This window comes from Erythrobacter sp. S57(2025) (assembly GCF_057365055.1).
In genome coordinates, this window is sequence record NZ_CP200299.1 from 1,501,587 (window position 1) to 1,515,522 (window position 13,936).

Here is a 13,936-nt window from a genome sequence, read left to right on the forward strand (position 1 = left end):
TCAATTGTGGGTCCCTCCCAATCCGTGCACAGCAGCGAGCGAAAAATTGATAGGTTGCATTTTGGCACTTTTTTGGCTCAGGACGTCAGCAAGACGGAATTGTGGGAGAGACAATCATGGCAAATTTTGAAACCATTCGCTTTGAACGCACTGGCGATGTTGCGCGCATCACCCTCAATCGACCAGAACGCCTCAATGCTTGCGCTCCTGCAATGGCCGACGAAATCTTTGCCGCTATCCGCAGTTTGGATGGTGCGCGTGCATTGCTGATAACTGGCGAAGGTCGCGCATTTTGCTCGGGCGCTGATTTGGCTGGTGGCCGTGATGCGGATGATAACGTGACAGGCGGAGACCGCTCCTTCACCGTACTTCAACAATCCTACAACCCAATGATAGCGGCCCTATGGAACCTGCCCATCCCCGTGATTTCAGCTGTGCAAGGCCCCGCAGCCGGTGTTGGATGCTCAATCGCATTGGCTGCTGACTTCGTAATCGCGGGCAAGAGCGGATACTTCTTACAGGCCTTCGTCAACATCGGGCTTGTTCCTGACGGCGGCTCAAGCTGGATGCTGCCACGCCTTACCGGACTTGCTCAGGCAACGCGCATGATGATGCTGGGAGAGCGCATTCACGGAGAAGAAGCTGAGCGCATTGGCCTAATCTACAAATGTGTCGAGGATGATATGTTGACGGCTGAAGCCAATGCTCTTGCCGAAAAACTCGCCGCCAGCCCAACCGTTGCGCTTGCGCAAATGAAAGCGAATATCCGTAGTGGTCTACAAAGCGATATGAACACGACACTCATGAACGAGGCTCAAGGCCAACGCATTGCAGGATCGAGCGAAGATGCCAGCGAAGGCGGAAAGTCATTCCTCGAAAAGCGCAAACCAGTGTTCAACGGACGTTAGAGCACCTCTTTTCGCGCTCTCGCCCCCGGCGGCGGGGGATCCTGTGGTGGCCCGGCAAAACACTGCGCTATTGCCATCCATTGGGCCGCATTTTCGCCACTCACATGGAGTCTTGTGTCCGCGATGTTGCGACACTGAGTCACGACTTGGCAGAACTCCTGCGCTGACCCTTCAATTCGCTCGACTCCAGCGCCTTCGCCAAATGTCTGCATTTCACCAGAAGCCAGTGTAAGCATCAGTTGCGGGGTGGGCTTTGGAATTTCCATCCCTCGATTGGCGAAAGTCCAACCGTAGGTGTTCAATCCCAAAATAACCACATTGGTTATTGCATCACTGGCTGGTCGCTCTTCGCCCAACTCGTCGTATATTGCTTGAGCATGAGACCAAGCCTCCATCAGGCGTGCCGTGATTGAAGAACGCGCACTCATACTCGGCCCTACCCATGGTACACGAAGCTTAGGATCGGCAGTTGCGAACCCCTCGGCAAGTCGTGGGTAGAAGCCGCGCCATGCTTCAAACAAGGCGACACCGCTTAACGCGCCCGCTTCGGCTTTCTCAAACTCTCGAAAATTGAGGCCGCGCGATCCTGCGACCCTGGCCATATACTCACCAAAAGCATCAGGCTCTTGAAGCGACAAAAGCGCGGCGCGGTCCCAAACATGCAAATGACAAAGGATCTCATTGATCGACCACCCTTTGAATGCTGTCCTGCGCCCAAAATCGTCCTCGCTCAGGCTGGAAAGCAGCGTTTCAATCTGCCTGCAGACCTCGCGAAAGTCATCGGCTTGTTTCATCACTGCGGTCCTTAATTGCCGTCGATCGCATTGCCGGTTGCAACAATGGAAAAAGCTGTGCGCGAGATCGTTGACAGAAAACGCTCGAGTTCAACACCGGGTGCAGTCGAAATGTAGAGCACATCACCATCTTGCATCGTGAAATCCTGCATCGCAAACAAGCTGGTCGCGTCATCCATGCGAAGACGGTAAACCACCGGAACCCGTCCGTCCTGAGTGGTTTGGATGTCATCAATAAGAACACTACTAACTGCGTCCTCTTGCTCCATGCGGAATACAAACACCCCCTTTACGTCAGCGCGCTGATCATTGAGACCACCGACCCGCGCAAGAGCCTCTGCCAGACTAATGCCTGCGCCCTCAAAGGGCACCTCGGAATTGCGACTTACAGCGCCCAAAGCGACAAAGCTAAATGGCTGGTGCTGAACAGTTATCACGTCGTCAGGACGCAGCCTTACGTTTTGAGCAGGATCTGCGATCACCTGCTCCAATGGCATCGCAGTTTGGGTTGAACCGCGCGCAAGCTGAATTGTCGACTGCTCAATTGCTTGACGCGAACCTCCCGCATTGGCGATGGCATCGAGCAATCGCTCACCACGCGCAGACAAGACCATACGCCCACTGGAGGCAACTTCACCAAGAACGGTGACAGCACGGCTCTGATTGTCCACCAAACGCACCACTGCCTGCGGGTTGTTGGCCTTGCCACTCAGGCGAGATACGATGATCTGTTCGATCTCCTCAGGGCGGAGACCGACGACATCAATACGCCCCACAAATGGCACAGTAATACGACCACCTTCGCCAACTTGTTGTTGCGGGATATCTGCACTAGCGGCGATATCAGCCCCACTGGCTAATGAGTTGCCAGGTGAAGAAAGACCGAACAAGACCGCCGGCGGCGCCTCCCATATGGCGATGTCGAGAGTGTCCGCGGGTCCCACTCTCGTCCCTGAAATGTCGCTTTCACCAAACACTTGAGAAAAACGTGTCGCTGCAGAGTGTGCCTGGAGTGTACGGGTCACCTCAGAGTTGAGTTCCACCACTTGGATAGCGCTATTGTCGTAGCTTTGATCAGACGCCTCGCGCACTGCACCTGTCGACGGTCCAGCACCGCCCAGAGTAGAGCAACCGGTAACTGCAAGAGCCAAAAAGCCTGCCGCAAACACACGAATGTTAGAGATGTTTGTCATAAACGTCTTTCAACCGCTTCCGGTAAATATCGGGACTGTATTTCGCAGCTTGCTCATACCCCAGGGCGACATGATGCGCCCGCAAATCCTCATCCTGGTCCATCGCCCTCATCGCTAGCGTAATGGCCTGCGTGTCATAGGGATCAACCATCAATGCCGCATCGCCCGCGACTTCGGGCAGCGATGACGTATTTGAACAGATGACCGGTGTACCAAGCAGCATAGCTTCAAGCACAGGCAATCCAAACCCCTCATAGAGCGATGGAAACAACGCCGCTTTCGCTCCGCGGATAAGGCTAACGAGCAATGGGAAAGGTGCATAGGGCAATTGGATCACCCGCTTTCGCGCACCACGCCTGCGCTCAAAGCTGCCATGCAACGTGTCTGTGTCGCCGAGTAGTTTTAGCTCTTGTTCCGCCTTCCACGCCTGTGCTCCTACTACGACGAGCGGCGTGTCGAGTTTCGAGGAAAGATATGCCTCAATGATCCGGCCGATATTCTTTTTCGGCTCAAGTGAACCCCAGAAAAGGAAGTATCCCTTGTGATCTACCCCTGTGAGACCCTCAACTTCGCGAGCGACCTGCTCTTCAGACTTGTCGAAATACTTCTGGGGGATGCTTACCGATTGATATGTGTTGGTAATGCGATCTGGGGAGATTCCAACCAACTCAACCAAGTCCCGCTTTGAGTTTTCCGAGACAGTCACGAAATGCGCAGCGCTCTTGTCCAGTCTTTGGAGCAACTGCAAATAGCGGCGCTTGTGGTCGAGGGTGGTGTAAGGCAGCCGCAATGGAACAACATCATGCAAGGTGTAGATGTTTGGGCGTCCATTCACCTTGAGCGGCAACGGATAGGTCCAATGCGCAAGATCAGGTTTTCGCGGGAGACGAATCTGCGACGCACGCTTCCATAGTTTAAACGCACTTTGCGCCCGAATGAACAGGTCGGGTGCATTAAACAGCGTATCGAAATTCGGGAGTTTTGATTGGAACGTTCGGGTGATGACAGCGCCCGAAATAGGGATCTCATTGGCTCGAAAGGTAAGTGGACCATGGATCGCTTGCTGTGCTTGATCCAATATTTTCAGAAGCTTGGTACGTTCATCCTCACCTGAATCGAAGAAGTAGATTTCACGCAACAGCTCGTTGCGAGTATAACCGGCCCGGTTGCCATAAAGAACGTCGACTTGATGACCCAAAGCACCGATCTCATAGCTGAGATTGCGTGCGTAGGTTGCTACGCCAGTCCCTTTCTCCAGCCCGAGATTGTATCCGTCGATCAGGATTGTCGCCACGTTCGTGTCCGTCCTTTCGCTAGTCTGCGGTTTCGAGCACTGATGTGCGCAGTGAATGTGCCGCAGTCCATTCGGAAAAGCCGCCTGCTTCTAACAGTGCCGCTAGCGGGTTAGACTGGTATTCGGCGGACGAAATCAGTCGCTCGCGCTCAGTTGCATCCATATCCGGGCAAGCTATCGCCGCTAAATGTGCAGCGTTCATCGCGTTCAACTCCGTTGACTGGTTCGCACCGTCAGTTGCGGGCTCATTGAGCTTCAGCAATTCTGCCAGCACTTCATCGCAGGTCGCGCAATTCCGCAGCAGACGCAAAGTGGTTTCGTTATCGACCTGAGCACGCGCACCAATTGCCATAGCCAAGAGATCAACGTCTGGCACACCCGGAGCAGATTTTTGGGTGGAATTAGGAACATAAGCATGCGCTGGAAAGTCAACTAGTGACACACCTTGCCGCTGCATTACGAATTCAAGATGCTCGCGCACATCATCAAACGCCTCGCCTAATGCAATGGCTGTGCGATAACCGATTTCGGCGCCCGCATCTGCGCCCTGCTCTTTGGCCATATGGGCCTTTTGTACCCAGTATGAGCGCTGAAAAGGATAGAGCGAAAGTGCGTCTGCATAGCCGGCTTCGGCCTCCGCCCATTCCCCATCATCGCGCTTCCAATCAGCTGCTTGAACGGCAACGCGAAACGCATCATCGAGCATGGCGACAGTATGGGTTGTCTCAATCAGTTGGCGTCGGTTTTGCGGAATCTCCATGGGCTCAGAACGTTCAGCTGCTTCAAGGCCGATCTTGGCGCGAAAGTCTGAGTATGCCTCTTCAAAATCTTCGAATAACTCAAGCTTACCTGAGTGGAGCACAGCGTAGCGATTGCAGTGATCGCGGATATAGGAAGCGTCATGCGAGATGATGATCATCGCTCTGTCAGCGCGTTTGCGGAACAATTCCTTATTGCAGCGATCATGAAACCGTGCGTCGCCCACTGCCCCGACTTCATCGATCAAAAAGCAATCGAACTCGATTATCATCGAAATCGCAAAAGCCAGACGTGCGCGCATTCCGGAAGAGTAGGTGCGAACTTCTTCGTTGAGATAGGGACCTAGTTCAGCAAACTCGTCCACAAAGGCCAAATTTGCTTCAATGTCTTGATCGTAAATGCGGCTGATGAAGCGGATGTTGTCGAGGCCTGTCAGATTTGGTTGGAATGCGCCACCAAATGCCAGCGGCCAAGATACTGACATGGAGCTTTTGACTGTTCCTGATGTTGGCCGCTCTGCTCCGCTAATAAGGCGGATCATGGTTGATTTGCCCGCTCCATTGCGCCCGAGGATACCGAGACGCTCTCCCATAGCTAGGTCGAAACTCACTCCATCAAGGACGAGATTTTCGCCAAACCGGGTTGGGTACACCTTTCTAAGATCGCGAACTTCGATCATTCGGGCACCACCCTGCGAGCCACATAGCGCAATGTAATCAATGCTATAACACTGAGAACAAGATTGAACGTGATCAAGTAGCCCAGATCATAGATTGCGCGTGCATCGGTTCCGAAAAACCCCTCTCTCACCATCTCCACTCCGTGCACGATCGGAATCCACAAAACGATCTCCTGCGCAAAAATGGGCAAAGCAGCGACCAGAAATGCTGCACCCGAAAGCGGGAATAGGAGATATGAAAACGGGTGCCAAAGCTTGTCCACGAGTTCACTCAGGTAGGACAGAGCACCAAGGCCAGTTGCCAGGGCACCACCGAACCAAGCGATCAGAAGCCAGCCTACAACCACTTTGAGAAAATCATCTGGCGGTGCCATCCACTCGATCGCGATAAACAAGACCGCAAGCGCCGCGAATGAAATCGTTGCACCGCCAAATTCAAGCAAAAGCCGCGCGGCATAGATGTCACCGACCTTGATATTGCGATGATACATCAGCGGCAAATTGGCCTGCAGCGCGCCAATACAGCGACCCGGCATATTCCTCCACAAAAGCACGCTGGAATAACCGGTCAGCGCAAAGGCGACGATGGGCAGATCGCTACCATGAAAGGATTTGGTCGCCGTCCAAAGGATAGTCACGCCGACAGTGAACAGCATCGGCTCAACAAACAGCCACATAAAGCCAATATTATGCCGTCCAAAACGCGTAAGCATTTCGCGTCGCAGCAGAGCATTGATCACCCGCATTTGCACGCGCAGACTTGCGAGAAACGATGGCGGCTGAGCGCCCCGCGTGATCGGTGTCGAGGCCATCAATCCCGGTGCTCGCGCACCCCAATGGCGAGCATGGAGAGCACTCCCCACGCCAGCAGGCCAAGCACGAAAGTCGCCAGAATGCTGCGTATCCGGCGTGGTTCGACGGCATAGTCTGGTAAGCTTGGCGCGGAAATCTGCTCTAGATAAGCTTGCTTGCGCCGCGCCTCTGCCCTCGCCTCTTGCAGGCCTGCTCGCGTCACGGCCAGTTGGCTTTCAGCAAATTCTGCGTTCACTTGCAGTTCTTGATACTTCGCCATGGCCGAAGACAAAGAGGCCCTGCCTCCGGTTAATTCTGCACGGACGGAGCCAATCTCGCTCTCCAACTCGCGCACTTGAGTTTGTAGGAAAGGGATTTGCGAGGCTTGCGGGGTATAGGTCTGCAATTGGCGCAATCGCGTTTTTGCAGCGATCAACTCATCTTGAAGTTTGGAGACCATTTGTAGGCCGACTTCGGATTGCTGTGCCGGATCCACTATACCGCTTGTGTCTCTAAACTGCGCCAACTCAAGCGCCGCCAGCCTTGCTGCATCAGCGGCTTCTTCCACCTCGCCCTCTGCAACGGCAATCAGGTCGGTCTGCGCTCTGCCTGACAGACTGTTCACCAGTTCCTCTGACTGTGTGACGAGCCGCTGGTTGATTGCTTGGGCTTCTTCGGGATCAAAGGCGCTAACACGAATTGTCAGAACCTGCGTTGTCACCCCTTCATCCACGTCGAGCATGTTTGAGAAGTAATCGTAGAACTCTTCCTGGCTCGTGCCCCAAAGCCCCCCAAACCGATCAAACCAAAAAACATCCTCGCCCGAATAAGCATTCCGGATCAGCCCATCGGTGTTTGCCTGCTCAATCGCCTGGCGCGACTGAAGATACGCAATAACGGTGTTGTTGCCTTCATTCGCGGCCCCGAAACCTGTCTGATCAAGCGCAATATTGAGCGGGTTAGGAGACTGCTGAGTTGGATTGCGCACAACAATCCTCGCTTCGGAAATGAACACATCTTGTGCCAGCAGTCCGTAATAGAGAACTGCAACAATGGTCGGCACAAGCACCGTGACCGCTGCGAGCGGGCTAAAAAACTTTGCGAATGATCTCATGCTGCAAGGTTGCTTTCACACCCGCGCGCTGTTTTCAAGGTCGGCGATGCCAGCGCCGCATCCACAAGTGCAAAATGATCCTGCCATGTGGGTGGATCGAACCGAGGACGTTCGTCCGCACTGATAGGGTTAAGTGTGAGCTCTGCGATTGCGGTGGCCCAAAGATCAGGCAATTCCGGATCGAGCAGACAAGCCTCGCCCCGGCTGATTTCATCAAACACCGCAATATCGCTTGCAAGCGCGGGTGTTCCGATCGCCAAGGCTTCTGTCAGTGGCAGGCCAAACCCTTCTGCCAGACTTGGCATCAATAGGGCACGGGCGCCTCTGAGTAGGCCGCTAATTGCGCGGTCATCACATCCCTCGCGATGCTCAATCAGCTCGTTTAAGACCGGATCGCCATAGACTGGAGCCAAAATGTCACCGGTCAGCGGACCTTTCTGACCCGCAATGATGAGACGCGGTGCTGCTTTCCCCATAAGCGACGCGAGACGACGCCAGGTCTGGATCAAAAGCTTGTGGTTCTTGCGCGGTTCAATCGTCCCAAGACACAAGAAATAGGGGTGCGCATCCGGCTCAACAAAGGGATTGGCGACGGGTAGAGCCTCACCGCCAATTGGCGCGAGTGTTATAGGCGGAACCGGGAGAGCATTTTCACCAGCAAAGATCCTCAAATCATCCTCTACGGCCTGCGAGCTGACTACCAATTGCTGAGCGTTCGACAAGCCGGAGACAAGCCGTGCGTAGTGACGCCGCACAGCGTGTGGACGAGAGAATTGTGGGTGCCTGATTGGAATAAGATCGTGGATGAAATAGCAGCTATTCAAGCCATGTTTGCGAACCCAGGAATTATGAGAAGCCAGGTCGAAATCAGTGTGGCTGACATTGATGTAGGTCGCACCGCGATACTCAGAACTAGGCAGCGGAGATAAAAGCGCCGCGGGTGCAAATGCGCTTAGGTTAGTGCGAAAGCCGCTTAGTGGCGCCTCCAACATGTCGAACAGCGTTCGCGAACGACGCGGGCCTAGCACTCGGATCACGCCGCGATGCTGCACGACTGCTAAAGCGCGATCGCGGTACGCCCGAAGATAGGCATAAGAAACGCGGTCAATCCCGGTAGATTGCCGCCCAGACCAGCTGCGCGCAATCAGGCGCGTAACATCCAGCAATAGGGGCGCGTCAGGCATATTCTGCCTCCACCGATTGTGGACGAAGCAAATCAAGATGGCGCGATGCTTGTGCTTCGGCCAGGTCTTGCGCACGAGGATCGTCAACATCGATCCACCAAAGACCATCAATGTCCATTGTCGCTGCTCGGCCGCGGTTCGCCAGCACTTGCATTCCGTCTGAAAGGCTGCCGGGCTTGCCTTGTGCAATGGCCGCTTCGATTGCCTTTGGCAGCTCGGCATTGGCGAGGAATGCGCCGCAATCGACTGCGTCATATTGCGGGATCGTTTTGCCGATGGCGCGGATGTAGCCACCCTCCCTGGTGTGCACCCAAGTGGCATCTTCGGGATCAACCAAAGGATTGTCTACGCGGTCTGTGGCGAGGACCACATCGACGCTAGACAGCGCTTGTTTGGAGAGCTTTGCAAGCAGACCATCGCCGAAAATATGGTCCGCCATCATAAGAAGGAACGGTCCGTTCAATTGGCTTGCCCCGGCGATCACAGACCAACCATTGGGCTTTGAAAAGTCGGCCAGCCGCACGGGGCTGATACTGGCGTCAAGCAAAGCATCAAGAGCGCTGATCTTGCGCTCCACCAGTTCAGCCTGATGGCCAGTTACAACCACCACATTCACGACACCCGCAGCTATGGCCTGCCGCACGGCGATCTCAATTAGAGCCATTCCGCCGACTGTCGCCAGAGGCTTTGACGCTGAGCGTTCTTGCAAGCGGCTGCCATAACCAGCAGCGAGAATGATGGCGTTTTGAACCAATTCTTATTCCGCAGCACAGGAAAATGCGCCGTATTGCGAAGCGAGTAGCTTTTCCGCTTGCTCTTCGGGCATTTGAATAGGTGGGTGCTTGCAATAAAAGGCAGACGGCGCGGTCAGTGCGCCCGCTTCCCCGCGATCCATCGCCACTTTGCAATATCGGATCGCATCCACCACGCAGGCAGCAGCGTTTGGACTATCCTCAACAGATAGACGCATTTCGAGATGCATGGGAACACCTCCAAACTGCTGTCCTTCCATCCTCAAGAAGCAAATCTTGTTGTCCTTTTGCCAAGGCACATATTCAGATGGTCCGATCACAATATCACCATCTGCCAGTCGTTCTTGCAGCGCGCTTTGGACAGCTTGCGTCTTTGATTCCTTCTTCGAGGTAATCCGCGACCGATCCATCATATTCATAAAGTCGGTATTGCCGCCGGTATTCAATTGATAGGTGTGATCAACGGCCACGCCGCGCGAGGCAAACAGCTGGCTCAGCATCCGGTGAACCACGGTAGCGCCGATTTGCGCTTTGATATCGTCGCCTACAATAGGGAGCCCTTTTTGGCGGAACCGCGCCTCCCATTCGGGATCGCTGGCGATGAACACGGGGATTGAGTTCACCACCGCAACGCCCGCCTCTAGCGCGCACTCCATATAAAACTCACTAGCCTTCTGCGAGCCGACGGGCAGGAAGTTCACCAGTATGTCAACTGCATGGTCTTGCAAGGCTGCTATTATTGCTTCGCGTGAAGCTTGAGGAGCATCGCTGACCAAGAAGCCGGTATCGCCGATGTCGCGCATATGGTCGGCAACACCATCCAACGCCTGCCCCATAATGACAGGTGCTCCCAGTGGTTCGATCTCCGCGAAGAAAGCCTGCGTGTTGTTGGGAGCAGCAAAGATCGCCTGGGCCACATCAAGCCCGACTTTGCGCCTATCGACATCGATGCCCAGCGCGATTTCAATATCACCAACAGAGTAGTCGCCGACCCATTCTTGGATCAGGCCCGCAGCTGATGGCTCTCTTTTGAACTGTGCTATCCCTTGGACGAGCGAACTGGCGCAATTTCCAAGACCAATAATGGCAACCTTAATGGCCTTCATTTCCACCCTTTCGAACTCAAGACGCTGCGGACATTTGGACCGCATCGACAGGTGCGTCTTTGCCCCCTCCCTATTGGACACGCGAACCTGAACCTGAGCCAACCACCTGAGCGAGAAAGCAATGTCATTCAAGCCATATCTTTGGGCGTCTTACGGCTAAGCCCAAATTCTGCACGGGTAATAGTTAGGCCCATGTTGAAACCGTTCGGATGTCTGCGTAGCCCAGTTCAACCTAGTCCCAGCGCATCTCCATGAGGTTCCGCCATCCCCACCATCTGCATCGATTGCCGCTACATTGGAGCACGGCCGAGCGGAATTGGTGAAATGGTGCAAGCGCTCGTCGATAATGTCCCACAGATGGCGCCCGACCTGGCCTTCCATTTCTTGAAATCACCGTCTCAACTCGCGCCACTCAGCAACGCCGAGAATGTGACTGAGCAATCCATACCATTCGGTACAAACAGCCCGGTCAGTATGTGGGGTTTGCCCATGGTCGCAAATCTATCTGGCATCGACGTTTTCCATGCGACCGCGAACATCCTTCCAGCACAACTGCCGATGCGCTGCGTTACAACCATTCACGATATCATGTGGCTGACCAACCCCGATTGGTGCGACGGGTCAAAGATCGGTAAATTGAAGCGAGCGTATTACGCGGATGGCATAGGTAGGGCTCTCAAACAGTCCGACAAAATCGCGACGGTCAGTGCAGCGACAGGTCATTCGATTTCCGAATATGCTCCCAATACGACTGACAAACTCCGGGTTACCCGATCTGGTGTCTCGCCGCGCTTTCACCCTGTTGAGCGCGATGAGAAGATGCTTGCAAAACATGGGTTGAGTGAGGGCAAACGATACGTTCTCGTGGTTGGGCAAAATGCGCCTTATAAGAACCATGCTGGAGCTCTGAGAGCTTTCGCAAGTGCATTGGGTGAGGATCAAGATGCATTGCTGATCTTTGTTCAAAGGCAAGGACAAGATCGCGATGCGCTCGTAAATCTCGCTGTGAGCCTCGGTGTGAGCGACCGTGTTCGAATGACGGGCGCGATCGACGAAGCCGATCTCTTGCAGCTTTATTCCAGCGCATCGGTCCTCCTGCACCCATCGTTTTGCGAAGGCTTTGGCAATCCCGTGGCAGAAGCGATGGCGTGCGGCTGCCCCGTTATCACGAGCAATGTCAGCGCTATGCCTGAAGTGGCTGGTGGCGCAGCTCGATTGGTTGACCCGCATGATGACGCCAATGTCGCCAGTGCCTTACGCAAAGTGTGGCATGATGATAGTGCGCGCGCCGAAATGCGCGAAGCCGGATTGAAACGAGCCAAGCAGCTAAGCTGGACCGAGTTCGCACAGGCTAATGTCGATATCTACCGCGAGCTCTTGAACTAGATCCGCGCCAACACGCTGGAAATCTCTCGCCGCGCTATGCGCATCGCGATCAGAGTGACTACGGTCAGAGCAGCCAACTCAAACACTACAATCAAGATGGGCTGTCCAATGATCATTGCGACGCCGATTGCCAAAGTGCGGTAATTTGCCGAAAGTGGGAGTATAAAACGCATCAAGGGTCGCAGTTGTGCCTTTATCAAGATTCTGGCTGCATCCCTTTGATCTGGCTCTACGGCCTTCAGCTTTTGATCGAGCGTTTTCCCATGGGTCGCCATAGCGTCGCTTAGAGCCAAATACAGCTTACTCAAGGGCTGCAAAAGACCCCCTGGGCGCTGGGTTCCAGAACCCAAATCTCGAAGCCATTCTTTCCCAAAAACCCATGACTGATATTGGCGGCGCTGCGTTTCATAAAAGGTCGCCTGCACAATCCGCGAAAAGCCCGTGGCGACCATTAGCACCCAACCGATAGCCCCAATCTGCTCAGCAAGGAGAGCTGCGAGCACAAGGTAGAGAACGATATGGCTGGCATAGTCGCATAGACCGTCAATGATCTCACCCATGGCGCTTTGCCGCCCAGTCAGACGCGCCAAATCACCGTCAGCACCATCGAGGATATGCCAGCTCATGTGAAACATGAGTGCCAGAACCGCAAACACGCTTCCGGGCGCTGACGCATAAAATAGCGCTGCGACCAAAACCATAAGTCCGCCAGCGACTGAAACCATGTTCGGTGTGACTAACGTTTTGGCCAGAACAGTCGCGAGCCGAGCAGACAGTGGATGATAGACCTGCGCATTGAGCCAGTCTTCAAGCTCAGCCGGGCGCGACAGCACTTTAACTGAGGGCTTGCTCATGCATGCTCTCGTGAGCAATGGAAGAAATTCGCAGCTGGCACGGGCATACTCAAGCGGAGCTCAGAATGAGCAGAGGGATAAACAAGGACCATGGCAAGACCTGCCCTGCTATTCCAGAGCGAAGACGTAGCCCGTACGCTTATTGCAGGTCTTCCGGCCGCAGTGCGTGCGGTACACGCGCTGGAAGAACGGAGTCCGGCAGCAACGAAAGGCCCCGTTTCCCTGGTTGTTCTCGATGCGTGGCGGACGCCGGGTGAACTAGAACAAGAGTTCAGCAGGACAGCGCCATCGATCAAGGTCAAATTTGTTGCGCGAGACGATGCCAAGTCCTCGCAAGTCATTGATGCATTGGCATTGTTTGGCGAGGATGGCGAGGTACCCGACTTGGCAACTGACATTCCAGTTCGCACGCAGGCGCAACTAAGAGCGCTGGTTGTGAGCGAAAGCAAGAAGATCGTCTCTGCCACCGGCAAACCGACCGACGGACTGGTATCGCGCCATATCAACCGCCCAGTCTCGCAGTTTCTGTCGCTCCTTTTGCTCCGCGCTCGCTGGATCAGGCCAATTCACGGGACAATTGCCGCCTCTGTAGTGGGAATCGTGATGGCTCTTTGCCTGTTCTTCGGAGGTGTGGCTGGGCTTTATGCCGGCGCAGTCTTGTTCCAAGCAGCCTCGATCATTGATGGGGTTGATGGTGAGATTGCGCGCGCAACTATGCGTTCTTCGAAACTCGGAGCCACTCTGGATACCGCCGGCGATGCAGCCACGAACTTTGCTTTCATAGCAGGTGTCAGTTTCAACCTTTGGCAAAGCGGCGACGTCTTTGCTGGGCAATTGGGATTTGCCGGCTTGGGACTATTGACGATTGGTCTGAGCATCATCGGCTGGCGTTCCGTGCGCGACGGTGGCCCGCTCAGCTTTGATGCGCTGAAACACAAGGCAAAAGCCACCGCTTCACCCACGATGGCCTTCCTCACAAAAATCACTTCGCGTGACGTTTATGCACTGGCATTGGCGGTGATGATACTGGTGGGTCTGGCAAGCCAGGCAATCATTCTGTTCGCAGCAGCCATTGCGGTCTGGTTTGTGACCGCAATGGTTATGCTGCTGCGAGACTAAAG

At 54.6% G+C, this 13,936-nt stretch carries 13 protein-coding genes; 3 read left to right on the top strand and 10 right to left on the bottom strand.

Features of this window, described 5'->3' with window-relative positions; genetic code table 11:
- Nucleotides 1-116 precede the first annotated feature (116 nt).
- Nucleotides 117-908, top strand: a complete 792-nt coding sequence (locus tag AC0V6N_RS07245; protein ID WP_486170907.1) for an enoyl-CoA hydratase-related protein — start codon at nt 117-119, stop codon at nt 906-908.
- Here the strand turns inward: AC0V6N_RS07245 and AC0V6N_RS07250 are convergent.
- The 9 genes from AC0V6N_RS07250 to AC0V6N_RS07290 are packed head-to-tail and all read right to left on the bottom strand — an operon-like array spanning nt 905 to nt 10,575.
- Entirely contained in the window at nt 905-1,702 is a 798-nt protein-coding gene (locus AC0V6N_RS07250) for a TIGR03084 family metal-binding protein (RefSeq protein WP_486170908.1), read from the bottom strand. The two genes, AC0V6N_RS07245 and AC0V6N_RS07250, sit on opposite strands and share 4 nt — an antisense overlap.
- Nucleotides 1,703-1,713: 11 nt before the next feature.
- Complete coding sequence (locus AC0V6N_RS07255; RefSeq protein WP_486170909.1) at nt 1,714-2,895, bottom strand: polysaccharide biosynthesis/export family protein; 1,182 nt, start codon at nt 2,893-2,895, stop codon at nt 1,714-1,716.
- Nucleotides 2,879-4,189 carry a glycosyltransferase family 4 protein gene (locus AC0V6N_RS07260; RefSeq protein WP_486170910.1) on the bottom strand — a complete coding sequence of 437 codons (1,311 nt, stop codon included), beginning with the start codon at nt 4,187-4,189 and terminating at the stop codon, nt 2,879-2,881. Before AC0V6N_RS07260 ends, AC0V6N_RS07255 begins: the two co-directional genes overlap by 17 nt.
- Before the next feature lie 19 nt (nt 4,190-4,208).
- Entirely contained in the window at nt 4,209-5,627 is a 1,419-nt protein-coding gene (locus tag AC0V6N_RS07265) for an ABC transporter ATP-binding protein (protein ID WP_486170911.1), read from the bottom strand.
- The gene (locus AC0V6N_RS07270) at nt 5,624-6,439 is read right to left on the bottom strand and encodes an ABC transporter permease (RefSeq protein WP_486170912.1); all 816 of its coding nucleotides are present in this window, start codon (nt 6,437-6,439) and stop codon (nt 5,624-5,626) included. The genes AC0V6N_RS07265 and AC0V6N_RS07270 overlap by 4 nt, the downstream gene beginning before the upstream one ends.
- Nucleotides 6,439-7,533, bottom strand: coding sequence for a KpsE/RkpR family capsule polysaccharide export protein (locus AC0V6N_RS07275; protein ID WP_486170913.1), 1,095 nt, complete (start codon nt 7,531-7,533; stop codon nt 6,439-6,441). The genes AC0V6N_RS07270 and AC0V6N_RS07275 overlap by 1 nt, the downstream gene beginning before the upstream one ends.
- On the bottom strand, nt 7,530-8,717 hold the full coding sequence (locus tag AC0V6N_RS07280; RefSeq protein ID WP_486170914.1) for a glycosyltransferase family 4 protein: 1,188 nt from the start codon (nt 8,715-8,717) through the stop codon (nt 7,530-7,532). Before AC0V6N_RS07280 ends, AC0V6N_RS07275 begins: the two co-directional genes overlap by 4 nt.
- Nucleotides 8,710-9,471, bottom strand: coding sequence for a phosphocholine cytidylyltransferase family protein (locus tag AC0V6N_RS07285; protein WP_486170915.1), 762 nt, complete (start codon nt 9,469-9,471; stop codon nt 8,710-8,712). The genes AC0V6N_RS07280 and AC0V6N_RS07285 overlap by 8 nt, the downstream gene beginning before the upstream one ends.
- Nucleotides 9,472-9,474: 3 nt before the next feature.
- Nucleotides 9,475-10,575 (bottom strand): inositol-3-phosphate synthase, encoded by a 1,101-nt coding sequence (locus AC0V6N_RS07290; protein ID WP_486170916.1) that lies wholly within the window; start codon nt 10,573-10,575, stop codon nt 9,475-9,477.
- A gap of 489 nt (nt 10,576-11,064) precedes the next feature.
- Between AC0V6N_RS07290 and AC0V6N_RS07295 the strand changes: the two genes are divergently transcribed.
- On the top strand, nt 11,065-11,961 hold the full coding sequence (locus AC0V6N_RS07295; protein WP_486170917.1) for a glycosyltransferase family 4 protein: 897 nt from the start codon (nt 11,065-11,067) through the stop codon (nt 11,959-11,961).
- Here AC0V6N_RS07295 and AC0V6N_RS07300 read toward each other — a convergent pair.
- Nucleotides 11,958-12,815: a CDP-alcohol phosphatidyltransferase family protein gene (locus tag AC0V6N_RS07300; protein ID WP_486170918.1), complete on the bottom strand. Its 858-nt coding sequence runs from the start codon at nt 12,813-12,815 to the stop codon at nt 11,958-11,960. The genes AC0V6N_RS07295 and AC0V6N_RS07300 overlap by 4 nt on opposite strands.
- A 90-nt stretch (nt 12,816-12,905) precedes the next feature.
- Between AC0V6N_RS07300 and AC0V6N_RS07305 the strand changes: the two genes are divergently transcribed.
- Entirely contained in the window at nt 12,906-13,934 is a 1,029-nt protein-coding gene (locus AC0V6N_RS07305; protein ID WP_486170919.1) for a CDP-alcohol phosphatidyltransferase family protein, read from the top strand.
- Nucleotides 13,935-13,936 lie beyond the last annotated feature (2 nt).